Origin of the sequence: Hyphomicrobium sp. DMF-1, from assembly GCF_027886585.1 — a bacterium.
GTDB lineage: Bacteria > Pseudomonadota > Alphaproteobacteria > Rhizobiales > Hyphomicrobiaceae > Hyphomicrobium_C > Hyphomicrobium_C zavarzinii.
In genome coordinates this window covers 3,238,435-3,262,003 of the sequence record NZ_CP115706.1, presented here as the reverse complement: position 1 = coordinate 3,262,003, position 23,569 = coordinate 3,238,435, and the positions used below count along the sequence as shown (strand labels likewise).

Below are 23,569 nucleotides of genomic sequence, written 5' to 3'. Positions count from 1 at the left end.
ACATTTGTAACGCGAACCGCACCCCGGTTCGGCGTAGAAGATGCGACCGGAGCAAGGGACAGGGGCAGGATTTATGTCTCGCTATTTCAAGGAATTCGCCGCTCTCGTTGCGGCTGGCTTGCTCGGCGTCGCGGGCGCCTCGATGTTCGATCGGGAGGCGACCGCGCAAAGGGCGGAGATCGGCGTCGCGCGTGAGGTGCCGCCGTCGCGCGAGGTTGCGCAGTACTCGTTCTCGCCGATCGTGCGCCGCGCCGCGCCGGCGGTCGTCAACGTCTACGTTCAGCGCCGCGTGCAGACCTTCTCCTCGCCCTTCGCCAACGATCCCTTCTTCCGTCAGTTCTTCGGCGATGCATTCGGCCAGCCCTCCGAGCGTATTCAAAGCTCGCTCGGCTCCGGCGTGATCGTGAGCCCGGAAGGCATCGTCGTCACCAACACGCACGTCATCCGGGGGCGCGGCGAGACCGAGATCCGCATCGCGCTCGCCGACAAGCGCGAGTTCGACGCGAAGGTTCTGACCCAGGACGACAAGACGGACATCGCGATCCTCAAGATCGAGAACGGCGATCATCGCTTCCCGACGCTCGAGTTGGAGGATTCCGATACGCTCGAAGTGGGCGACATGGTGCTCGCCATCGGCAATCCGTTCGGCGTTGGCCAGACGGTGACGAGCGGCATCGTGTCCGCGCTCGCCAGGAGTGAGATCGGAAACTCGGATTCCCAGGTGTTCATTCAGACCGACGCGGCGATCAACCCCGGCAACTCGGGCGGCGCGCTCGTCGACATGTCGGGCAAGCTCGTCGGCATCAACACGATGATTTTTTCCCAATCCGGCGGCTCGCAGGGCATCGGCTTCGCGATCCCGTCGAACCTCGTGCGCCTTTACGTGCAGGGTGCCGTGGAGGGCCGCAAGGTCGAGCGGCCGTGGCTCGGTGCGCGCCTGGAGACGGTCACGCGCGACATGGCCGAGGCGCTGGGTCTCGATCGTGTCGCAGGCGCCGTCGTGGCGCGCGTGTCCGATAAGGGGCCGGCCGCAGGCGCTGGACTGATCGCGGGAGATGTCATCGTCAACGTCGATGGCTTCGAGGTGGGAGACGCGCGCGCGGTCCACTATCGCCTGACGACGCGCGGCATCGGCAGCCAGGTCAAAGTGGGTGTCATCCGCAAAGGACAGCCGCAGACGCTCGAGCTGACCCTCGTGGCCGCGCCGCAGCCCGGCCGCGACGACGTGCGTAACCTCGCCGGGCAGCATCCGCTCGATGGCGCCCGGGTTTCCAACATTCTGCCCGCGGTCGCCGACGAGCTCGGCATCGATGAAGGCGAAGGCGTCGTCGTTCTCTCCGTCCGCCGCTCTTCCACCGCCGCGCGCCTTGGCTTCCAGCCGGGCGACATCATCGTGCAGGTGGGCCAGGTGCAGGTCTCGACCGTGAGCGACCTGGAGAAGCAGCTTGCCGTTCGTCAGCGCATGTGGCTCGTGGCCGTGCGCCGCGGCGACAAGGTGTTCAATCTCCAGGTGCCGGGATAGGCGAAGCGTCCCCTCCAGGCTAACATCGGATCCATGAGCAATCTCTTTGAAGCCGCCGGGCTCGAAAAAAGCGCGCCCCGCCCGCTGGCCGATCGTCTTCGGCCGCAGAAGCTGTCGGAGGTGGCAGGGCAGGCGCACATCGTCGGGCCCGAAGGCACGCTGACGCGCCTGCTCGCAAGCGGCCGTCTGCCGAGCCTCATCCTGTGGGGACCGCCCGGCTGCGGAAAAACCACCATCGCGCGCCTTCTCGCCCATGAGACCAAGCTCGAGCTGGAGCAGCTCTCGGCGATTTTTTCCGGCGTTGCGGAGCTGCGCAAAGCCTTCGACCGGGCCAAGGCCCGCCGTGAGCAGGGTCGCGGCACGCTGCTCTTCATCGACGAGATCCATCGTTTCAACCGCTCCCAGCAGGACAGCTTCCTGCCTTACATGGAGGACGGCACCATCACGCTCGTCGGCGCGACAACGGAGAACCCGTCGTTCGAGATCAACGCCGCCGTGCTCTCCCGCGCGACTGTTCTGACGCTGAACCGTCTCGACGAGGATGCGCTGGAGGATCTCGTGAAGCGTGCCGAAGCCGAGGAGCGTCGGCCCCTCCCGCTGGACGCGGACGCCCGCGATGCCCTGAAGTCGATGGCCGACGGCGATGGCCGGGCCGTCATCAATCTTGCCGAGGAGGTGTTGCTGGCGGTGAAGCCCGGCGGCAAGCCTCTGGACCGGGCGGCTCTCGTCAAGCTCGTGCAGCGCCGCGCGCCGCTCTACGACAAGGGTCGCGATGGTCACTACAACCTGATCTCTGCACTCCATAAGGCCGTGCGCGGATCGGATCCCGATGCCTCCCTCTACTGGCTGTGCCGGATGCTTGACGGGGGAGAGGATCGCCTGTTCATCGCCCGCCGTCTCGTGCGCATGGCCATCGAGGACATCGGCCTTGCCGATCCCCAGGCGCTCGTGATCGCCAACGCGGCCAAGGAGACGTTCGATTTTCTGGGCAGCCCCGAGGGGGAGCTGGCGCTTGCGGAGGCGACCATCTACCTGGCCACCGCCCCCAAATCGAACGCCAACTACGTGGCCTACAAGGCGGCCATGCGTGCCGCCAAGGAGCACGGCTCGCTGAGCCCGCCCAAGATCATCCTCAACGCCCCCACCAAGCTGATGGAGGAGGAGGGCTATGGCGACGGCTATCTCTACGACCACGACCAGCCGGACGCCTTCTCGGGGCAGAACTACTTTCCCGACGAGATGCGCACCCGTCCCAAGTTCTACGATCCCCCCGAGCGGGGCTTCGAGCGGGAGCTTGGTAAACGCCTCTCCTACTGGGACGGCCTGCGCAGAAAGCGGCAGGACAGCCAATAGGCTCATGCAGCTCAGATAACCGGAAAACCGTGGCCTGGGCGATCTGGCCAACCTCGCGGCCGCCCCCTATAGTCCGTGGCGCGACGGCCGGGGAGGGACTGAGCGCTCTGGCCGCTCGACGGGGCGGATCGAGGTAGGGAAGCGTTTCATGATTGAATTCAACGATCTTTGGCGCGGGCATCCGATCAACGAAAGCGTGTCGACCCCGTGTATCGCTCCCCACAATCTCACCAATCTTGAAGGCAAGACGATCCTCGCGGGTTTTCCGGTTTTCTCGAACCAGTGCGCCATCCGCATGGGCGTCGCGCTCCGCAGGGCGGGCGTTCAGCCGTCGCAGCTCTCGGGCATCTCGCACTGCTCCGTCCATCCGCGCGATGAGATGCACTTCATCAACGCCAGCCAGCTCGCCCAGGGCATCGCGCGGGCGAAGATCGACGGCATCGGCCCGACGGAGAAGTTCATCGGCGCGGACGCCGCCGAGTTCTACCCGAAGATCTTCGGCCGCACGGGCATCATCTACATCCAGGACTATTGGCGCCGCTCCTCCGATACGGGGCGCCCTACCGGCGACCACATCGACGTGTGGAACGGCTACCGCTCCTCCGCGAAATGGCTGATGGAGTGGTTCTCCTGGCTTGGTTACTATTCGAACTATGCCGGCGCCGGAGAGATCTGGTTCTGGGAAGTTAAGTGAGCGCGAAAGAAGACGACCAAGAGGGGTGGGGAGCGCAAGCGGAGACACCCGAGGACGACCGGAGGGGTTCATGCGCTATCTCGTTGCAATCATTTTCGCCATCGTGGGCGCCGCCCTCGCCATGAAGTTTTTGAGCGGCCCCGTGGCGGATTGGGCCGCCCTCCAGTTCAAGTACGAGAGCTCGGACGAGGCCGAGAACATCAACCAGCTCGCTTATATGGTCGTGAACCTCGCCGGCCTCATCGTGGGCTGGACCATCGGCTGGGTGATCGGCGGCCCGCTCCGCGGCGGATCGCGCCCCGACTGAGCCCTCGCGCGCGCCCGGCAAGGGTGCTATCGGAAGTCCTCCGGCGAACGGAAACGGCTGCGACAGGCATGAAGCGGCCGAGGATGGAGTTTGCGGCCCATCGAAGCTTGTCCGCACGAAGCTGAAAGACCCCATTCCCATGACTGACCGCGCGCAGGAGCGCGTTGAGACGATCGAGGTGACGGAGCGCGAGGCGGGCATGCGCCTGGATCGCTGGTTCCGCGTGCACTTCCCCGAAATCACCCACGGCTACCTGCAGAAGCTGCTGCGGTCCGGGCAGGTGAGGGTGGACGCGAAGCGCGTCGAGGCCAAGGAGCGCCTCGAAGCCGGTTCCAAGATCCGCGTGCCGAAGGCCGCGCGCACGCCGCGCGAAGGAAGCCCCGCCGCCGCGCAGGCTTCCGTTCCGTCTGCATCGAAGGCCGATCGCGAGCTGATCGAGAGCATGATCCTGTTCGAGGACGACGACGTGCTCGTCCTCAACAAGCCGTTCGGCATCGCGGTGCAGGGCGGCACGGGGACGCGCCGCCATATCGACGGCATTCTCGCCGGTATGGTCGACCGCTTCGGGGACCGCCCCCGTCTTGTCCATCGGCTCGACCGTGACACCACGGGCGTCCTGCTGGTCGCGAAGCATCGCGCCGCGGCGGCGAAGCTCGGCCGCATTTTCCAGACACGCTCCGCCGCCAAGACCTACTGGGCTCTCGTCAAGGGCGTGCCCAAGCCGCCGCAGGGCAAGATCGAGGCCGCACTCGTCAAGGCGTCCGGTCCCGATGGAGATCGCATTCGCAAGGCGCGGCCCGGCGAGCAGAAGGAAGCCATGCACGCCACCACGCACTACTCGGTGATCGACCGGGTTGCGCATAAGGCGTCGTGGGTCTCGCTCAAGCCGGTCACCGGGCGTCAGCACCAGCTCCGCGCGCACATGGAAATGATCGGGCACCCGATCGTCGGCGACAACAAATATGACGGCGGCATGGATCTGGTGGCGGAGAACATCGAGCCGAAGCTGCACCTTCACGCGCGCAGGCTCATCATTCCGCACCCGGCCGGGAAGGCGAAGATCGACGTTTCCGCACCCCTGCCGCCCCACATGCTCGTCACCTGGGATTTGCTGGGTCTCGATCCGCGCCGTTTCGACAAGGACGATGGCTGAGGCATGACGGCCGTGAAGCTCGTCATCTTCGATTGCGATGGAACGCTGGTGGACAGCCAGCACGTCATCGTGGGCGCTATGCAGGGCGCGTTCGCATCGGAAGGGCTGATCGCACCCCCGCGTGACCGCATCGTCGGCGTCGTTGGCCTGTCGCTCGACATTGCGGTCGCGCGCCTCGTGCCGGAGGGGACGGACTTCGAGCGCGTCGACCGGCTGGCGGAAGCCTACAAGGCCGCCTTCGGCGAATTGCGCCGTCGGCCCGATCACGTGGAACCCTTGTTCGCTGGCGTCCGCGAGACGCTGGCGAAGCTCGCGGCACGGGACGGCGTTCTTCTGGGCCTCGCCACCGGTAAATCGCGCCGTGGCGTGGACGCCGTGCTCGAGCGCGAGGGGTGGGGGGATCTGTTTGCCACCATCCAGACGGCCGACACGCACCCCTCGAAGCCACATCCGTCCATGATCTACGCCGCCATGGATGAGACGGCCGCCGAAACGCCGGACACCGTGATGATCGGTGACACCACCTTCGACATCGAGATGGCACGAGAGGCCGGCACCTCCGCGATCGGCGTAAGCTGGGGCTACCACCCGGAGGATGCGCTCCGGGCGGCCGGCGCGCACCACGTCTCGGCCGATTGCGCCGAGCTCGAGCAGGCGCTCGATCGCATCGTATTCCATCGGGAGCGAGCTTGATGACGGGTGACGAGACGAGGTCCAACGGCAAGGCCAATGGCGCGCCGGGGCCCGAGATCAAGGATTCGCTGCGCGCTCCGCTTCCGAAGCGCTTCTACAAGTCCGTTTCCGTCGAGCAGCAGCCGGAAGGCTTCGCGATCCTGCTCGATGGACGCGCCATCAAGACCCCCGGCAAGCGCGCGCTCGTCGTTCCGGCCGAGGCGCTGGCGGACGCCATCGCCGCCGAATGGGCAGAGCAGGGCGAACGCATCGACCCGGCCACAATGCCGCTCACCCGCATCGCGAACTCCGCCATCGATGCCGTGTCCGCCCGCATGGCGGAGGTCGTGGGCGATGTGGTGGCGTTCTCGGGCAGCGATCTTCTGTGCTACCGCGCCGAATCTCCGGAGGCGCTGGTGCGCCGGCAGGCCTCGGCATGGGATCCTGTGCTCGCATGGGCGCGCGAGGAGCTGGAGGCGGAGTTCAAGCTTCAGAAGGGCTTGATGCCGATCGAGCAGCCGCCCGAGGCTCTGCAAGCCATCGGTCGCGCGCTGGGCAGCTTGGATGCGCTGAGCCTCGCAGCGCTTCACGTGCTGACCACCATCGGCGGCTCGGCCCTGTTGGCGCTCGCTCATTCCCGGGGACGTCTGTCTCTCGACGAGGCATGGGCCGCGGCAACCGTGGACGAGACGTGGCAGCGCGAGCAGTGGGGCTATGACGCCGAGGCCGAAGCGCAAGCCGCCGCCCGCTTCGCCGAGTTCAGCGCCGCAAGTCGGTGTCTTCGCCTTCTTCATCCTCTTCGATGATAAGAGCGGACTCCCGCGAGCTGTCCGGGCTGGACCGCGGCGATTGGATGAACCTCAAAATCACGAACGACAGAAGCGCGGCCACGATCGCGAGCATGTAATGGCCTGCGCCTGACGCGACGCCGAGTGCACCGGCCATCCACATGCCAGCACCCGTGGTGAGCCCTCGCACGCTATTGCGTCCCTGGATGATGGTGCCCGCCGCGAGAAACGCGACGCCCGCGGTGACGGCTTCGATGATACGGATCGGATCGGACGCGCCCTCGGAATGGCTGAGGCGTACCGTCTCGTAGATTTCGAATGTCAGCACTGTGAAGACTGAAGCCGCGAGCGCAACCAGCATGTAGGTGCGGATGCCGGCCGGACGATCTCGCTCTTCCCGATCCCAGCCGAGCAGCGCCGCAAGCGCCGCTGCGAGCACGAGACGAAACACGACCTCCACATAAGCGAGAGACCCCGAGGGATAGAGAAGCTCGAGAGCAGTCACGGCTGAGTTCCTCCGGAGGACGTGAAACGGGCAGGAGGATAAGCCAAGTCGCTCTTCAGAGAAATGATAAATTCAAACTATCAGTCTTCGTCATTTCTCTTCGGAACGGTGATGTCGACTCCCGGCGCTTGAATGCGAGTCTTCTCGTTGTCGGACTCGACGGTAGTGCCTGGCGCGTCGACGCGCGTTCCTTCGCCACTCGAAACAGCAGGGCCGGATGCATCTCTCTGTGCAATTGCGAGAGCACCTCCCATCAGCACGACGGCCGCCACGAGAATGAGAAGCGTAGTGCGCGACATGAAAACTCCTGTGAGAAATCCACTTGCTCGTGAAAAAACGCTCGCGGTGCGAAAGCGTTCCCTCATGTGCAGCATGCCGCGCCCGTTTCGAAGCGCGCGTTAGATCTTCGTTTACCTAATCGGCCGCAGATTGGTGGCAATCTGGAACAGGAGGAGTGGGCCATGGTGCCGACTGCAGCCATTGCCGTGCGCACAGATGCCCCCGTTCGCCGGGCAATGCTGGCAACGGGCGCGCTCATCGTGCTTGCCGCTCTTCTCGTGTCGGCAAAGGCGAGAGCTTCGGATCTGGTCGTCGCCTACGACCAGTCGCAGCTTCTGCGTCTGCCGCGGCCGGTGGCCAGCGTCATCATCGGCAACCCATCGATCGCCGACGTTGCGATCCAGGGCGGCAACTTGCTCGTGGTGACGGGCAAGACCTTCGGTGTGACGAACATCATCGCGCTCGATGCGGAGCGTAACATCATCCAGGATCAGCGCATCGTCGTTCAGCGCGACGAGGTCCGCACGGTGAATCTGACCAAGGGCGGATTGCGCCAGTCCTATAGCTGCACGCCGAACTGCTCGCCGACGCTCACGATCGGCGACGATAGCGCGTACTTCGATACCATTCAGAAGCACGCCACGGCGAAGACGAAGTTCTCCGACGGCCGCAGCGGCGAAGGCGGCGCCGGAGAGGGTCAGTAAGACCTGAAGAGAAGGACGCCCTAGGCGTCCGCGCCGTTTCTTGGCGTGCACATCGAGCGCTTGCCGCCAGCCTTGATGAAGGCCACGATTTCCATCACCGTCGCATGGTCCTTGAACTCGTCGGCCACGTCGGCCACGCGCTCGAGAAGCGTGCCTTCCTGCGCGAACAGAAGACGGTAGGCGCGCCGCAGGTCGTGGATCTCGCTGCGCGAGAAGCCGCGCCGCTGTAGCCCCACGATGTTGAGGCCGGAGAGATAGGCGCGATTGCCGAGCGCCATGCCGTAGGGGATGAGATCCTGCTCGAGGCCGCTCATGCCGCCGAGGAAGGCATGCTGGCCCACGCGGGCGAACTGGATCACGGCCGCCCCCCCGCCGATGATGACGAAGTCGCCGACCTCGACGTGCCCGGCAAGCATCACGTTGTTCGAGAGGATGACGTTGTTGCCCACGGTGCAGTCATGGCCCACGTGAGAGTTCGCGAGGAACGCGCACGAGTTGCCGACCACTGTCTTGAGCCCGCCGCCTTCCGTGCCGGGGTTCATCGTCACCCCTTCACGGATCAGGCAATCGGTGCCGACCTCGAGGGTCGAGGCCTCGCCCTTGTATTTGAGATCCTGCGGCTGGTGCCCGATGGACGCGAACGGGAAGATGCGGGTCCGTGCGCCGATCGTCGTGCGCCCGGTCACCACCACATGGCTCTGAAGCTCGACGCCTTCTCCGAGCGTGACGTTCGCGCCGACCACCGAGAACGGCCCGATCGTCACGCCGTCCGCGATCCGGGCCCCGTCCTCGACGATCGCGCTGGGGTGTATCCTGGTCTCAGCCATTCTTGCTCGCCGCGAACGCCCGAGCCTCTGCGGTGTCGGCGAGCATGGCGCTGATCTCCGCCTCTGCCACCGTGTGACCGTCCACCTTCGCCTCGCCGTAGAAGCGCCAGACGCGGCCGCGGTTCCGGATCTTTCTCACGTGGTAGTGCAGCTGATCGCCCGGCAGCACCGGCTTGCGGAACTTGGCCTTGTCGATGGCCATGAAATACACGAGCTCGGTCTTGTAGTCCTCGCCCAGGCTGTGCACGCAGAGCGCGCCCGCCGTCTGCGCGAGGCCTTCGATGATCAGCACGCCCGGCATGACCGGGTACTGGGGAAAGTGCCCCTGGAAGAACGGCTCGTTGATCGTGACGTTCTTTATTCCCACGCACGTCTCATCGCCGTTGATGTCGTAGATGCGATCGAGAAGAAGGAAGGGGTAGCGATGCGGCAGCAGCTTCAGGATCTTGCTGATATCCGCTGTCGTCGCTGAAGATTTCTTCGTCGCGTCGTCCATCCCCATTACACTCCTTTTTGCCCAACCGGTCTCGACTCTGGCGAGGGCATTCGATCCAAAAATTTCAGGTGCTGCTCGCGTCGTCGTCGGGGCGATCCCCGCCGCGCTTTGCGAGCCGCGTTACGGCGGCCACTTCACGCGCCCATTGCTTGAAAGGTCGCGCGGGAGTACCCGCCAGCACAGCTCCCGGCGGAACATCGTCCTTCGGATGAGAGCCGCCTGCGATTTGCGCTCCGTTGCCGATCTTGATGTGTCCGACAGCGCCGGACTGACCGCCCATGACGACGTAGTCACCGAGTTCGGTCGATCCCGAAATACCGACCTGCCCGACAATCACGCAATGGCGCCCGATGACTACGTTGTGCCCGATCTGGACGAGATTATCAATTTTCGTCCCCTCACCAATGATGGTATCCTTAAGCGCCCCGCGATCGACGGTTGAATTTGCTCCAATCTCGACGTTGTCCTGGATAATGACCCGCCCGACCTGCGGCACTTTGAGGTGCCCCTGGGCGCCCATCGCGAAGCCGAAGCCGTCCTGTCCGATCCTCACGCCCGCGTGCAGAATGACCCGGTCTCCGATCAGGGCATGCATCACGGATGTAAGCGGGCCGATGTAGCAGTCACGGCCGATCGAGACCCGGTAGCCGACCACGGCACCGGCGGCAATGCGGCTTCCCCGCCCGATCCTGGCCTCGGGGCCGATGATGGCGCCCGGCTCGATCTCGGCCCCATCCTCGATCTGCGCCGAGGGAGAGATGCGCTGCTCCTCGCCCGCCCCGGCCGCCTTGCTGCGGATAGCTTCCGGATAGAAGAGCCCGAGCGCCATTGCGAACGAGCGGTAGGGAGACTTGACGATGAGCGGGATGGTATGCGCTGGCACGCGATCGGCGAACTGCGCGGAGACCAGGCACGCCCCCGCCTGCGTCGCGAGAAGCTGGGGCAGATACTTGCGGTTCTCGAAGAACGAGAGGTGACGTGGTGAGGCCTCGGAGAGCGGCTGCACGCTGTCGACCTTACGCGTCTTGGCCGCATCGTCGCCCCGCACTTCAGCCTGAACCGCCGCAGCGATCTCAGCCAGCGTGAAGGGCCCGGCGTTATGGAAGAAACCGGGGTGGTTCATGGCGTGTGGACCTCGATAACCTAGATCTCGATCGCTTCGGATGCCGCTGGCCCGGAGCGTGACTTGAGGGCGCTCTCGCGAGTGGCCCGGCAGGGATGACGCGGCGGCACGGGACGTCCGGTGCGCGCCGGATACTCGAAGTTGGGCCCCGGTTTTCCGACAAAAAGCGCGCTTTAACAAGCGCCAGGGCCGGGAGAAGCGCGCCAATTCAGCGGAAAACCCGACGGAGGCGGCCGGCGGCCCAAATCTCAAAGCCCACGGCATACACCCCGTAAACAGGCCGCCAAGGGCGAGACCTATGCAACGAAGAGGAGGGGCTGAGGCGGGGGGGGCCCAAAGGAAACGCCGCGCAGAGCGCGGCGTCGCCTTCAAGATGGGTATGTCTCTTAGAACTTGGTCGAAGCACCGAAGCGGAAGAACTGTTCCTCGTCGTACTTCTCTTTGGTGAGCGCCTTCGCGAAGTCCATGCGGATCGGGCCAACCGGCGAGTTCCACATGATGCTGGCGCCGACCGACGAGCGGATCGAGGAGTCGTCCGCGAGAACGATGCCGTTGTCTGCTACCGGCTTGCCGTTCAGGCTCTTAGCGAGATCGTTTGCGTTGAACAGGGAGCCAGCATCCGCGAACACCGCGCCCGAAAGGCCAAGGTCGTCCGGAATGAAGGGCAGCGGGAAGCGAATTTCCGCAGTCGATGCCCAGTAGGTCGTGCCGCCGATCGCGTCGTTCGTCAGCAGGTCGCGCGGGCCGAAGCCGCCCCGATCGAAGCCGCGGATCGTCTCACCACCGCGATAGTAGAGGTCCGTCAGACGGATGTCGTCGCCGCCCCAGCCTTCGATATGACCACCGATGAGGCGGCCGACGAAGGTTATCTTCTCGGAGATCGGATAGTAAGCGCGGCCTTCACCGTTGACGCGGACGTACTGAACGTCGCCGCCGAGACCAGCCATGTCGCCCGAGACCTGCAGATAGTAGCCGCTGGTCGGGTTCTTCGGGTGGTTACGCTTGTCGTAGGTGAGCGAGGTGCCGAACGAGGAAGTGAGCAGATCTTCGCCGCGGGTGTTGATTTCCTCGATCACGAGGTTGGACACGCGGTTGAGGTACTTCGCCTCCACGTCGATGGTGCTGTAGTCGAGCGTGTAGCCCGTCTGCATCCAGAGGTTCTCGGAGAGCGGGAAGCCAAGGCGAACGGTGCCGCCGGTGCGCGTCGACGAGAAGCCCGACTCGTCCGTCTGATCGACTTCCTTATGGAAGAGATCGAAGCCGGCCGAGAGGTTGCGGTCGAGGAAGCGCGGTTCGGTGAACGAGAGGTCCACCTGCATACGCTCCAGAGAGCCCGCCAGCTTGAGGCGCAGGAACTGGCCATTGCCGAGCAGGTTGCGCTCGCTGATGCTGACGTCGCCGATCACGCCTTCGGAGGTCGAGTAGCCGGCGCCGAACGAGAGTTCGCCGGTCGACTGCTCGACGAGATCCACGTCGAGCACGACGCGATCCTGTGCAGAGCCGGGACGGCGCTTGATATCGACGGACTTGAAGAAGCCGAGACCGTTGAGGCGCTTCTTGGCGCGGTCGACGAGCAGCGGGTTGTAAGCATCGCCCTCAGCGAGGCGGAACTCGCGGCGGATCACGTGATCCTTGGTGCGCAGGTTGCCGCTGATGTTGATGCGCTCGATGTAGATGCGCGGACCTTCATCGACGATGTAGGTGAGCGCGATCGTGCGCGTTGCGGGGTCCGGCACCGCGCGCGGACGCACGCGGGCGAAGGCAAAGCCCTGCTCGGCGGTGAGAAGCGTGAGCTTCTCTGCGCTCTTGTCGATGTCGGCGCCGTTATAGGTTTCGCCCTGATGGGTGAGCACCTCGCCGATCAGGCTCTGCGGATCGGCACCAGGAAGCGAGCTTTCGATCGTGACGTTGCCGAAAGTATAGAGTTCGCCTTCGTCGATCGCGAAGTTCACGTAGAAGCCCGAGCCCTCACGATCCAGCTCTGCGTTGGCTGCCACGACCCGCACATCCGCGTAGCCGTTCTTGAGGTAGAACTGGCGCAGAAGCTCGCGGTCTAGGTTCATACGATCGGGGTCGTAGATGCTCGTGCCCTTGAGGAAGTCGAACCAGCCGCTCTGAGTGGTCGAGACGATGTCGCGGAGCTGTGCGTCGGAGAAGGCGTGGTTGCCGACGAAGTTGACGCCCTGAACCTTGGTGGCGCCGCCTTCGTTGATCTCGAAGACTAGGTTCACGCGGCTCTGCTCGAGCTCGATGATCTTGGGCTCGACGGACGCGGCGAAGCGGCCCTGCCGGCGGTAGACGTCGAGAATGCGCTGCACGTCGCCCTGTACGCGGGCGCGGGTGTAGACGGAGCGCGGCTTGAGCTGAACTTCGGCGCGCAGCGTGTCGGTGTCGACTTCGCTGTTGCCTTCGAAGGCCACCTGATTGATGACCGGATTTTCGACGACGTAGATAACGACAGCCTGGCCGTCCTGATCGATCGAGACGTCTGCGAAAAGGCCCGTAGCGAAGAGAGCCTGCAGCGAGCGGTCGACCTTGCCGGCGTCATAAGCCTCGCCGACGGAGAATTGGAGATAGGAGCGCACGGTCTCCGGCTCGACGCGCCGGTTTCCTTCCACGCGAATTTCTCGCACGACACCCTGCGCCTGCGCAGGGCTCGCCATAGTCACGAACTGCGTGACAAAAGCTGCAGGGGTTACTGCTGCCAGCCAAAAGAGGAGGCGCATTCCCCCCAATGACATGATCCGTAACTGCACCATGTGCGGATCTGCCTCGCCTTTCTTGTGCCGATCCCCCTCGGCTCCTGAACCCGTCGGCAATGGTTCAGCGCCGTAGTCCCGTCGTGATCTTGTCCGAGGTTGATCCCCCGAATAAGCGACCCAAATCGGCGCAACAAATATCGAAGCCCCCAGCCTCGAATCGCGCCGCCTAAGCCGTTCACTTAGGCCATTCTTAACAACTGGGTAAGAGGCTGGGAAGTGGCAAGTTTACGTCACTCAATTCAGATTCTAGCCGCCACCAAATAGCCACCTTTTCCCAAGGCGCATCAGGTCATTGAGGTTGACGAACACGACCAGCATCAAGACCACCGCGATGCCGATCTGGAAGCCGATCTCCTGCACGCGCTGGCTCAGCGGGCGGCGCCGGATGGCCTCGATCGCGTAGAACACGAGATGACCGCCGTCCAGGACGGGAATCGGCAGCAAATTCAAAAGGCCGATGTTCGCGGAGATGAGGGCGGTCCAGCGCAGCAGCGGCTCCCAGCCGAGCTCGACGACACGGGCCGTGACCTCGGCCATCAGGATTGGGCCGCCAACCTGATCGGCCGACTGGCGCCGGGTGACGATGTCCGCGATGCCGGTGATCGTCTGAACGATGTTTGCATAGGTTTCGCGGATTCCCAGGCGAACGGCCTCCGGGAAGGAGACGGCGACCGGTTCCGGGCGATCGGGTGCGACGCCGATCCGTCCGCGATCTACGGTTGTCCCGTCAGGCTGCTTGGTCTGGGTGGTCTCGGGAATCACGTCGACCGTCTGGGGCGTACCCTTACGGTCGATGGTGAAGGCGAGGGAACGTCCGGCCGCGGGGCTCACCGCTGAGATCACGTCCTCGAACGAGTTGACGCGCGTCCCGTCGATGGCGACGATCACGTCGCCTGCAGCAAACCCGGCCTTCGCGGCTGGCGAATCCGGGATGACGGCGCCGATCCGGGCCGGAATGTTGCGCCGGACACCGATGTCGCCGAGGCTGACCGTGACGCCGAGGTCGTCCTTGTGTTCGCGCATGGCGGGGTGCACGGGGAACGTCAGGCTCTTGCCGTCGCGATCGACGGTGACGGAGAGCGTCCGCCCACTGCTCGTGGTGACGATGCGAACGACATCGTCGAAATTCTCGATCGACCAGCCGTCGATTTCGGTGATGAGGTCGCCGGCCTTGAGGCCCGCCTTCTCGGCCGGCATGCCCGCGACCACCTCGTCGACGCGCGCGCTGACCATGGAGACGCCATAGGCTGCATTGACGCCGGTGTAGATGAGGGCCGCGATCAGGAAGTTCGCAGCCGGACCGGCGGCGACGACCAGCGCGCGCTTCCACACCGGCTTGCCGTGGAACGAGCCGGCCTGCTGCTCGGGGGAGAGTTCGACGGCGGTGCCGGGCTGGCTCGCCGCGTTGGCGTCATCCAGGAACTTGACGTAGCCGCCGAGCGGAATAGCCGCGATCCGCCACCGCGTTCCGTGGCGGTCGTAAAATCCGAAAAGCTCACGCCCGAAGCCGATCGAGAAGGTCGTGACGGTGACCCCGCACCAGCGGGCCACGAGAAAATGGCCCAGCTCATGGAAGAATACGACCACGCTGAGCACGAACAGGAAGCCGAGCCCCTGAAGGATCCACGTGAGAACCTGGCTGAGTAAGCCTTCCATCATTCTGCTTAATTCCCGTTGCTTAAGTCGTGCGCACCCCGCTCCCGGCGGGGACCTTTTCCGGCCGCTTTGCGCAATTTATCCCGGAAGCATCATCCGTGCCATGTTTCGCGCTTCGCCGTCGACGGCGAGCACGTCGTCCAGTGTATCGACACCATTAAAGAGACCCCGAGCTTCGGCCTTTTCAAGACAAGAGGCCACGGTGCTGGCGATTTCCAGGAAACCGATCCGCCGTTCGAGGAATGCGGTGACGGCTATCTCGTTGGCAGCGTTCAGAACAGCGGGCGCGGCGCCGCCGCGGCGAAGCGCCTCGATCGCGGTACCGAGTGCGGGGAAGCGGTCGAGATCCGGCGCCTCGAACGAGAGGCTGCCGAGCGTCACGAGATCGAGGCGGGAGACCGGCGTCGCAAGCCGCTCGGGCCAGGCGAGCGCCAGCGCGATCGGCGTGCGCATGTCCGGTTGCGAGAGCTGCGCCATGACCGAGCCGTCCTCGAGCATCACGAGGCAGTGCACCACGGATTGCGGATGCACGATCGCCTCGAGCTGGTGCGCGCCGACTGGAAAAAGGTGGAACGCCTCGATCAGCTCCAGCCCCTTGTTCATGAGCGTCGCGGAATCGATGGTCACCTTCGCGCCCATCGACCAGTTGGGATGCTTGAGCGCCTCCTCCGGCGTCACGCGCGAAAGCCGTTCCTTGTCGAAAGTACGGAACGGCCCGCCAGAGGCCGTGAGGATGATCTTCTCGATGGAGCGGCCCGGCGTCTGCCCGATCGATTGAAAAGCGGCCGAGTGCTCGCTGTCCACCGGCAGCAGTTCCGCGCCGTGCTGTTCCACCTCGCGCAAAAAGATGTCGCCTGCGCAAACGAGGCATTCCTTGTTGGCGAGTGCCACGCGCGAACCCTGCCGCGCGGCGGCGAACGTGGGCCTGAGCCCTGCCGCACCGACGATGGCGGCCATCACGCAGTCGGCGGGCTCGAGCGCGGCGGCTTCGATGGCGGCGGCGCCGGCCGCGGCGCGAATACCCGTCCCGGAAAGCAGAGACTTGAGTTCGTCGTAATGAGCTTCCTCGCCGATGACCGCGATCTTCGCCCGATGCGTGATCGCAAGCTCGGCGAGACGGCGCGCATTGCACTGCGCGGTCAGGGCCACGACGTCGAACTTCTCGGGATGGTGTCCGACGAGGTCGAGCGTGCTCTTGCCGATGGAGCCGGTGGCGCCGAGGATCGAGATCCGCACTGGCCCGCCGGATGCGCTGAGCGCCGCCCGCGCAAGATCGCCAGGCCGGTCCTTACGGTCAGCCGCGCCGTTCGATACGCTGACCGCCTCGGCCATGCTACGCCAGTCTCCATCCGTTGCGCGGACGCGTTATGCGTCACATCGGGTCATTCTACCAGCACAGGCCGGCGCCTGCCGCCTCATTCGCCGCCGATCGGCAGCCCTGCCAAGAGCGCGCTCGCAGGCGCCTGTGGGTCGAGAAACAGCGCCGCCAGCGCGACAGCGACGGCCACAGTCACGAGACCGTCCATACGATCCATGAAGCCGCCGTGCCCGGGGAGCAGTTGGCTCGCGTCCTTGACGTTGAAGGCCCTCTTCAGCGCCGATTCCGCAAGGTCTCCCGCCTGCGCGATGAGCCCCATGAGAACGCCTGCCGCTGCGAGGCCCAAAACCGGGCTTCCGATCACATACCCGAAGGTGCCAGCCGCGAGGCCCGCCGTCGTGATGCCTCCGATGAGCCCGCTCCACGTCTTGTTGGGCGAGATCCGGGCGGCGAGACGCGGACCGCCGATCAGGCGCCCGAAGGCGTAGGCGGCCGTATCCGTCGCAGCGACCACGAGCACGATGAACAGCACGGCATGGAACCCATTCGGTTCGTCGCCGCGAAGCCAGAGCAGCGCCACCGCCGGGAGCCCGGCATAGCCAACGCCCGCTGCGGACAAAATCGGGTGCCCGCCGAATTCGAGCGCGAGCACGATGATGGTGCCGATCAGAAGCACGGCGACGCCGAGCGCGGCGAACCCGAAGCTCGCGAGCGCGACGGCCGCGATGATGGAGAGGCCCTGCACGATCAGGCAGATGTCGATGCCCTCGCCACGCACGACACGGCACCATTCCCAGCTCATCACCAGCGCCACGACGAGCACGAGCCCCGCGAACGGGAGCACGCCGGCCCAGGCGAGGCCGAAGGCGACGACAGCGAGCGCGATGGCCGAGGCGGCTCTCGACCAGAGGTCGGAAGACTTGGGTGGTGGCGCGATGATCCGCGGTTCTGCAAGAGTTCCATCTTCTTCCATGCGGGCCGGCCTCTAAGCCGTCGACCGGCAGGGCAGGCCGCCAAACCGGCGCTCGCGCGCCTTGTACTGAGAGACGGCTTCCAGAAGCAGCTCGCGGCCGAAGTCGGGCCAGTAGGCATCAAGGAAGACGAACTCGGTGTAGGCGCACTGCCAAAGCAGGAAGTTGGAAAGACGGCATTCGCCGCTCGTGCGGACGAGAACGTCTGGGTCCGGAACGTCGCCGGTGTCGAGCGCGGCTGTGATCCGCTCCGGCGTGATGTCCGCAGGCGTGAGGCGTCCCGCGGCCACGTCCTCCGCCAGCCGGCGCGCGGCCCGCGTGATCTCGCTGCGCGCGCCGTAGTTGAAGGCGATGATCAAGGTCAGGCGCGTATTCTCGCGCGTTAGTTCGCACGCCTCGTCGATGAGGGCCTGCATCTCGGGATCGATGTTCTCCCGCTCGCCGATCACGCGGACGCGCACGTTGTTCTGATGCAGCTCCGCGAGATCGCAGCGGATGAAGCGCTTCATCAGCCCCATCAGGTCGTCGATCTCGGCCTGCGGGCGCGACCAGTTTTCCGAGGAGAAGCTGTAGAGGGTGAGATAGGGGATAGAGAGATCGATCGCCGCCTTCACCGTGCGCCGCACCGCCTCCACGCCTGAGCGATGTCCGAGTGCGCGGGGCAATCCGCGCTCCGCCGCCCACCGACCGTTGCCGTCCATGATGATAGCGACGTGCCGAGGCATGATTGCTGCGCTGGGCGTCGCCTCGGAGGATATCGATCTGTCTGCCACGGGCATTCGAGCTTTGTTGCGGCTTCAGGTGGTCGGATCGTTGCGGCCAGCCCTGCGCCGAGGGCGCGGGCCGTACGTTCGGAACAGGGACACTAGAGCATTTTCGAGCGAAGTGGACACACGTTCATCGTAGAAAAATGCAGCAAAAAACAAACCATCGGGGCGCTGTCCGATCCGGCCGGGAAGCGGTCTGACCGGAAAACGTCCCAAAGGCCTGTTTCCTGGGGGCGCGTAGGGGAAGCACCGGAGTCTTCCGGGTGCTATCCAGCGCGCTCCGAGGCCGGATCATAGGCCGCTTCGACGGCCCACGTCAGTACCGGACGGCACATCGAGACCCGGGAAACTGTGCTTGCGGGCGCTACCGTGCCAGTTTCATCACTCTGGCACGGGAGCTCCAGTCTTCGTATGGAATTTGGAGAGTAAGTCACATCTTTATTGATGGGACGGAAGCAAACCGCCACTCAGACCTTGTGGATCTCGGCTTCCTTGGTCTGCAGCGTCTGGTCGATCTCCTTGATGAGCTTGTCGGTAAGCTCCTGCACCTTTGCGGAGTTCTTGTGGTGCTCGTCCTCGCTGATCTTGCCGTCCTTCTCGAGCTTCTTGAGAAGGTCCATGCCCTCGCGCCGCACGTTACGCACCGCCACGCGGTGGGCCTCGGCATATTTGTGAGCCTGCTTGGCGAGCTCCTGGCGCCGCTCGGCGGTGGGGGCGGGGATCGGCAGGCGGATGATCGTGCCGTCCACGACGGGGTTCACGCCGAGGTTGGCCTCACGGATCGCCTTGTCGACGGCCTGAAGGTTACTCTTGTCCCAGACCTGCACGGAGATCATGCGCGGCTCCGGCACCGTAACGGTCGCCACCTGATTGATCGGCATGCGCGCGCCGTACACGTTGACCTGCACGGGATCGAGCAGATGGGCGCTTGCGCGGCCGGTGCGCAGGCCTGCCAGCTCGCGCTTGAGAGCTTCGAGAGAAGCGCGCATCCGCGCCTCGATATCCTTGGGATCGAAAGTCGTGATCGACACCGGGGTGTTCTCCTTCTTGTCTTCGCCGGCCGGCGCAAACGCGCGCGAGCCTGGATCGGGACTCTCGAGACCGGTCCGCGCCGCGGGGGTCTCTCGATCGGATGTGGCGCGGGGGCGCGTCTGAGATGCTCGATCCCGGAGACGGGCGCGCCCGGCCGTTTGAAACCGAGGTCCTTGCGGCTCAGTCGTGAATGACCGTCGCCCGTGCGGATCCCGTGAGCAGCTTGTTCAGATTGCCCGGCTCCTCGATGGAAAAGACAATTACCGGAAGATGATTGTCCCGGGCAAGGGCGATTGCCGCGCCGTCCATGACCCTTAGGTCGCGGGCGAGAACGTCGGAATAGGTGAGCCGCTCGAAGCGCTGGGCGTTGGGGTCCTTCTTGGGGTCCGCGGAGTAGACGCCATCCACCTGAGTAGCCTTGGCGACCGCATCGCAGCCCATCTCGATCGCCCGCAGCGTGGCGGCCGTATCGGTCGTGAAGAACGGATTGCCCGTTCCGGCAGCGAAAATGACAATTCTCTTTCGTTCGAGGTGGTAGAGCGCCCGGTGGCGCACATACGGCTCGCAGACCGTCGGCATCGTGATGGCCGAAAGAACCCGCGCCGGCGCGTTGGCCGCTTCCAGCGCGCTCTGAAGCGCGAGCGCGTTCATGACCGTGGCGAGCATGCCCATGTAGTCCGCCGTCGCGCGGTCCATGCCCTTGGCGGCGCCCTGCAAGCCCCGGAAGATATTGCCGCCGCCGACCACGACCGAGAGCTCGCATCCCGCCGCCAGCGCCTGCGACAGGTCGGCGGCCAGGCGGTCCACGACAGCCGTATCGAGACCGTATCCGTTACGCCCCATCAGGGCTTCGCCGGATAGCTTGACCAGCAAGCGCTTATATTTCAGCGATCCACCATCCGTAGCCATGCGGGCCTCCGCAATCTCGAACCTTCGTCGTGTCGACGTGCGAGCGAGTTAGCGCGTTCCGGCCGAAAGCTCGACAGCCAAACGCGCGCACTCGCAAAAAAAAGCCGGCGCTCTCGCCGGCTTTTGATCTTGCTGCGGTCAGCCCGCTTTGGCTGCGCCGACCGTCTTCGCCACTTCCGCGGCGAAATCCTCGGCCTTTTTCTCGATGCCCTCGCCGAGGGCATAGCGCACGAAGCCCGCGACCTTGACGGGAGCGCCGACGTCCTTCTCCGCCGACTTCAGGATCTCGGCGACGGTCGCCTTGCCGTCGATGACGAACACCTGCTTCAGCAGAACGGACTGGTTGATGAACTCCTTCTGCAGGCGCCCTTCGCTTGCCTTGGCGAGGATCTCGTCCGACTTGCCGGCGTTCTTGGGCTCGGCCTTGGCCTGCTCGACGTAGATCGCGCGCTCACGCTCGATGGCTTCCTTCGGCAGGTCCTCGACGTTGACGACCATCGGATTAGAGGCGGCGATGTGCATGGCGAGCTGGCGTCCGAGCGCCATCAGGCTATCGGTGTCACCGGCGCTCTCGAGCGCGACGAGCACGCCGATCTTGCCCAGGCCGTCGGCGGCCTTGCTGTGCACGTAGTCGGCGACAACGCCTTCCTTGACGGAGAGCGCGGCCGTGCGGCGCAGAGCCATGTTCTCGCCGATCGTGGCGATGGCGTCCTTGATCTGCTGGTCGACGGTGGCCGACGTGCCGGGATAGGTGGCGGTAAGCAGCTTGCTGACATCGCCGTTGGCGGCCAGCGCCAGCGACGCGATGTTCTGCACCATCTCCTGGAACTGGGCATTGCGCGCGACGAAGTCGGTCTCGGAGTTGACCTCGACGACTGCGCCGGACTTGACCTTCGAGAGAACGCCGATGAGGCCCTGAGCCGCAACGCGGTCGGACTTCTTGGCAGCCTTCGAAAGGCCCTTCTTGCGCAGGAGATCGATCGCGGCTTCCATGTCGCCGTTGGTTTCGGTCAGCGCCTGCTTGCAATCCATCATGCCCGCGCCGGTCTTGTCGCGCAGCTCTTTGACGGTGGCGGCGGAAATCGTGCTCATGACTGCTCCTTTTTGCACCGGGCTCGCAGGGTGCGGTGTCTCTGGGGGTGCTTCGGAAAAGCGTGAAACGGCTTTTCGGTGCGAAGCACGTTCACTCGAGTGTTCGGGCCTTTGGCGTGCTTCGGCGAAGCGCGGGAAACGACCCGGTAAAATGGCAACCGGCGGGCCGAGGATCGGCCCGCGCGGGAGAAATCGATGCACGAGGCGGGAACCCCGCCTCGCGCTGACTTACCTGCCGTCTCAGGCGGCCGAAGCTTCGACGAGCTTCTTGGCCTGGCCGACCCAGCCTTCCTGCTCGATCTGGCCCTTGAGCTTCAGCTTGCGGTCGAGCGCCGAGAGGTTGTCGGCGTCGAGGTCGGCGATCTGCCAGAAGTGGAAGACGCCAGCGTCATTGAGCTTCTGCTCGATCTTGACCGTGATGCCGGTGATGCGCTTGAGGTCGTCGGCCTCGCCGCGCGGCCCGTCGATGCCGCGGAACACGGTGACGGCTACCAGATCCTCTGAGGGCGGCTCTGCCGAAGCGCCGATGTCGATGCCGGAAGAGCCCTGGCCCCGCTCGAGGCCGTCGAGAGCAGCGCGTGCGATCAGATCGCAGTAGAGCGTGATAGCGCGGCCGGCGTCGTCATTGCCCGGAACCGGGAAGTCGATGCCGTCGGGATCGCAGTTGGTGTCGACGATGGCGACGATCGGAATGCCGAGCTTGCGGGCTTCCTTGATCGCGATGCCTTCCTTGTTCGTGTCGATGACGAACAGGAGATCCGGCACGCCGCCCATGTCCTTGATGCCGCCGAGCGCCTGGTTGAGCTTGTCCCGCTCGCGCTGGATGTTCAGGATTTCCTTCTTGGTGCGGCCCTGCGGATCGGCCAGGATCTCGTCGAGCTGACGGAGACGGCGGATCGAGGTGGAGATCGTCTTCCAGTTGGTCAGCGTGCCGCCGAGCCAACGATGGTTGATGAAGTACTGAGCCGACTTCTTGGCGGCTTCAGCGATCGAATCCGAAGCCTGGCGCTTGGTGGCGACGAACAGCACGCGGCCGCCCGATGCGACCGTATCCGAGACCTTGTTCAGTGCCTGATGCAGCATCGGCACGGTCTGGGTGAGGTCGAGAATGTGGATGTTGTTGCGGGCGCCGTAGATGAAGGGCGCCATCTTGGGGTTCCAGCGGTGAGCCTGGTGACCGAAGTGCACGCCGGCTTCCAGAAGCTGGCGCATGTTGAATTGCGGCACGGACATGTGCGACGTATCCTTTTCCGGTTGATCCTCCGCGTACCCTGAGAAGAAAAATCAAGCTCGATCAACGAGTTGAAGTTTCCACCGGAGCGACCCTGCGGGGCTTTCAATCCGCAAGGCGCATGGAAGTACGCGTGTGAGATGGGGCGGCTTCTACTGTGCTTGACTTGAATTGGCAAGCCTTTCCCGAGAGAAGCGCCCATCGTAAGCTTGCTGACTGACGTGATGGGGGGAGCCTGAATGCGTATCCTGGCCTTTGTGGTGCTCGCCTTTGTGGTCGGCGCGGTTGCCGGGTGGGTCCTCTCCATGTGCGTCTACATTGCGCAAACCGAGTGGTTCGGCGTCCATGACCAGGACGGCGGGGGCGCCATGGCCTACGGCCTCATCATCGGCCCCGCCGTAGGCCTCGGGCTGGGCATCGTGCTCGCAGTGCTCACCGCGCTGCGGCTGACCAGCAGACCCAAGCAAGACGCCGCCCGCTGAAGCGAAGCAGCAACCCGCAGGATCGAGATGGACAAGCCCGTCACCGTGCGCGCCCTACAACTCGGGGAGCGGATCGATCTCAGGGGCCTCGAGCGTGAGGACACGTTCTCGACCAGCCCGTTGGCGTTCCGCACGCCCGAGGGGGGCGCCGTCGTCCTGTTCAAGAGCGGCACCGCTGTCTTCGTGGGTCTCACCCCGGTCGCCGAGGACGCGCTGATCGACAGTCTGGCGGGACGGATCGCCGAGCCCATTGAGGAGAGCGAGCGCGAAAGCGAAACTGCGCACCTCGTCGTCAAACCGGACGCCGACGACCTCGCAGGCCCCGCTGGCACGCTTCACATCCGAAGCCTGGACGCGAACCGTCTGGTGCTGATTGCGCAGGCGCTGGCGACGAGCGTGGCAATGGCCTACGACGAACGGCGCATCGCCCAGGCTTTCGAGCGCATCGCGCCCCTCGCCGAGCGTTTGAAGGGCGGGCGCTTGCCGGAGCAGCCGCAGGCCGAGCTTCTGCGCCAGATTGGCGATGCGCTCCTGATCCAGCAGCGCCTCGCCGGCCGTGTCGATCTCGATGAGAAACCCGACGTTCTCTGGGATCATCCGGAGCTGGAACGGCTCTGGACTCGCCTGGTCGACGAGTACGATCTCACTGTGAGAAGCCGCGCGATCGCGCGCAAGCTCGAAGCCATTCAGGAAACCTCGGCGACACTCACCGATCTCGTGAGCACGCGCACCAGCCATCGCCTCGAATGGTACATCATCGCGCTCATCCTGCTCGAGGTCGTGCTCGGGCTGTACGACAGGATCTGGAAATAGCTGCCCCGGAGCGATCGCGGAGTATGGCGAGCGCGCGGAAGTCGCCCGCAGCGCGACGCGAGTTCAGTTCGGCTTTCTGGGATGAAGGGGCGGTCGTCTATGCGATCGCGGCG

Annotated in this window: 24 protein-coding genes; 10 read left to right on the top strand and 14 right to left on the bottom strand. The window is 64.8% G+C overall.

Annotation, left to right across the window (positions count from 1 at the left end):
* Window positions 1-73: 73 nt before the first annotated feature.
* The 7 genes from PE058_RS15015 to PE058_RS14985 all read left to right on the top strand — a co-directional run bounded on the left by PE058_RS15015 (window position 74) and on the right by PE058_RS14985 (window position 6,507).
* Window positions 74-1,522, top strand: coding sequence for a Do family serine endopeptidase (locus tag PE058_RS15015; protein WP_020086110.1), 1,449 nt, complete (start codon window positions 74-76; stop codon window positions 1,520-1,522).
* A gap of 33 nt (window positions 1,523-1,555) precedes the next feature.
* Entirely contained in the window at window positions 1,556-2,875 is a 1,320-nt protein-coding gene (locus PE058_RS15010) for a replication-associated recombination protein A (protein WP_020086111.1), read from the top strand.
* Between the two features lie 148 nt (window positions 2,876-3,023).
* A complete protein-coding gene (locus tag PE058_RS15005) occupies window positions 3,024-3,569 on the top strand; it encodes a type VI secretion system amidase effector protein Tae4 (protein ID WP_020086112.1) in 546 nt (181 codons plus the stop codon).
* 70 nt (window positions 3,570-3,639) lie between these two features.
* A complete protein-coding gene (locus tag PE058_RS15000; RefSeq protein ID WP_271028771.1) occupies window positions 3,640-3,876 on the top strand; it encodes a hypothetical protein in 237 nt (78 codons plus the stop codon).
* A gap of 139 nt (window positions 3,877-4,015) precedes the next feature.
* Complete coding sequence (locus PE058_RS14995; RefSeq protein ID WP_020086114.1) at window positions 4,016-5,029, top strand: RluA family pseudouridine synthase; 1,014 nt, start codon at window positions 4,016-4,018, stop codon at window positions 5,027-5,029.
* 3 nt (window positions 5,030-5,032) lie between these two features.
* Window positions 5,033-5,722, top strand: a complete 690-nt coding sequence (locus PE058_RS14990; protein ID WP_271028770.1) for an HAD-IA family hydrolase — start codon at window positions 5,033-5,035, stop codon at window positions 5,720-5,722.
* Window positions 5,722-6,507, top strand: a complete 786-nt coding sequence (locus PE058_RS14985; protein ID WP_271028769.1) for an ATP12 family chaperone protein — start codon at window positions 5,722-5,724, stop codon at window positions 6,505-6,507. Before PE058_RS14990 ends, PE058_RS14985 begins: the two co-directional genes overlap by 1 nt.
* On the opposite strand, the gene PE058_RS14980 is transcribed toward PE058_RS14985, so the two are convergent.
* Together PE058_RS14980 and PE058_RS14975 are read right to left on the bottom strand one after the other, a co-directional pair.
* Entirely contained in the window at window positions 6,461-6,994 is a 534-nt protein-coding gene (locus PE058_RS14980; RefSeq protein WP_020086117.1) for an MgtC/SapB family protein, read from the bottom strand. The two genes, PE058_RS14985 and PE058_RS14980, sit on opposite strands and share 47 nt — an antisense overlap.
* Before the next feature lie 80 nt (window positions 6,995-7,074).
* Window positions 7,075-7,293 (bottom strand): hypothetical protein, encoded by a 219-nt coding sequence (locus tag PE058_RS14975; protein WP_020086118.1) that lies wholly within the window; start codon window positions 7,291-7,293, stop codon window positions 7,075-7,077.
* 162 nt (window positions 7,294-7,455) lie between these two features.
* Here PE058_RS14975 and PE058_RS14970 point away from each other — a divergent pair, with 162 nt between their 5' ends.
* On the top strand, window positions 7,456-7,977 hold the full coding sequence (locus tag PE058_RS14970; RefSeq protein WP_020086119.1) for a pilus assembly protein N-terminal domain-containing protein: 522 nt from the start codon (window positions 7,456-7,458) through the stop codon (window positions 7,975-7,977).
* 20 nt (window positions 7,978-7,997) lie between these two features.
* On the opposite strand, the gene lpxA is transcribed toward PE058_RS14970, so the two are convergent.
* From lpxA to PE058_RS14910, 12 genes are all read right to left on the bottom strand, one after another.
* A complete protein-coding gene (gene lpxA, locus PE058_RS14965) occupies window positions 7,998-8,804 on the bottom strand; it encodes an acyl-ACP--UDP-N-acetylglucosamine O-acyltransferase (RefSeq protein WP_020086120.1) in 807 nt (268 codons plus the stop codon).
* Entirely contained in the window at window positions 8,797-9,300 is a 504-nt protein-coding gene (gene fabZ, locus PE058_RS14960; RefSeq protein WP_020086121.1) for a 3-hydroxyacyl-ACP dehydratase FabZ, read from the bottom strand. Before fabZ ends, lpxA begins: the two co-directional genes overlap by 8 nt.
* A 64-nt stretch (window positions 9,301-9,364) precedes the next feature.
* On the bottom strand, window positions 9,365-10,423 hold the full coding sequence (gene lpxD, locus PE058_RS14955; protein WP_271028768.1) for a UDP-3-O-(3-hydroxymyristoyl)glucosamine N-acyltransferase: 1,059 nt from the start codon (window positions 10,421-10,423) through the stop codon (window positions 9,365-9,367).
* 386 nt (window positions 10,424-10,809) lie between these two features.
* Complete coding sequence (bamA, locus tag PE058_RS14950) at window positions 10,810-13,086, bottom strand: outer membrane protein assembly factor BamA (RefSeq protein ID WP_271028767.1); 2,277 nt, start codon at window positions 13,084-13,086, stop codon at window positions 10,810-10,812.
* Between the two features lie 345 nt (window positions 13,087-13,431).
* Window positions 13,432-14,844 (bottom strand): RIP metalloprotease RseP, encoded by a 1,413-nt coding sequence (gene rseP / locus PE058_RS14945; protein ID WP_083929168.1) that lies wholly within the window; start codon window positions 14,842-14,844, stop codon window positions 13,432-13,434.
* Between the two features lie 75 nt (window positions 14,845-14,919).
* A complete protein-coding gene (locus PE058_RS14940; protein WP_020086125.1) occupies window positions 14,920-16,173 on the bottom strand; it encodes a 1-deoxy-D-xylulose-5-phosphate reductoisomerase in 1,254 nt (417 codons plus the stop codon).
* Window positions 16,174-16,256: 83 nt separating this feature from the next.
* Window positions 16,257-17,132 (bottom strand): phosphatidate cytidylyltransferase, encoded by an 876-nt coding sequence (locus PE058_RS14935; protein ID WP_020086126.1) that lies wholly within the window; start codon window positions 17,130-17,132, stop codon window positions 16,257-16,259.
* Between the two features lie 12 nt (window positions 17,133-17,144).
* A complete protein-coding gene (locus PE058_RS14930; RefSeq protein ID WP_020086127.1) occupies window positions 17,145-17,909 on the bottom strand; it encodes an isoprenyl transferase in 765 nt (254 codons plus the stop codon).
* A 455-nt stretch (window positions 17,910-18,364) separates the two neighbouring features.
* Window positions 18,365-18,928 (bottom strand): ribosome recycling factor, encoded by a 564-nt coding sequence (gene frr / locus PE058_RS14925; protein WP_020086128.1) that lies wholly within the window; start codon window positions 18,926-18,928, stop codon window positions 18,365-18,367.
* Window positions 18,929-19,109: 181 nt separating this feature from the next.
* Window positions 19,110-19,838, bottom strand: a complete 729-nt coding sequence (pyrH, locus tag PE058_RS14920; RefSeq protein ID WP_020086129.1) for a UMP kinase — start codon at window positions 19,836-19,838, stop codon at window positions 19,110-19,112.
* 138 nt (window positions 19,839-19,976) lie between these two features.
* Complete coding sequence (gene tsf, locus PE058_RS14915) at window positions 19,977-20,930, bottom strand: translation elongation factor Ts (RefSeq protein ID WP_020086130.1); 954 nt, start codon at window positions 20,928-20,930, stop codon at window positions 19,977-19,979.
* Between the two features lie 240 nt (window positions 20,931-21,170).
* Entirely contained in the window at window positions 21,171-22,163 is a 993-nt protein-coding gene (locus tag PE058_RS14910) for a 30S ribosomal protein S2 (protein WP_020086131.1), read from the bottom strand.
* 237 nt (window positions 22,164-22,400) lie between these two features.
* Between PE058_RS14910 and PE058_RS14905 the strand changes: the two genes are divergently transcribed.
* Both PE058_RS14905 and PE058_RS14900 read left to right on the top strand, forming a co-directional pair.
* Window positions 22,401-22,643, top strand: a complete 243-nt coding sequence (locus PE058_RS14905) for a hypothetical protein (protein WP_020086132.1) — start codon at window positions 22,401-22,403, stop codon at window positions 22,641-22,643.
* A gap of 27 nt (window positions 22,644-22,670) precedes the next feature.
* Window positions 22,671-23,456 (top strand): RMD1 family protein, encoded by a 786-nt coding sequence (locus tag PE058_RS14900; protein ID WP_020086133.1) that lies wholly within the window; start codon window positions 22,671-22,673, stop codon window positions 23,454-23,456.
* Window positions 23,457-23,569 lie beyond the last annotated feature (113 nt).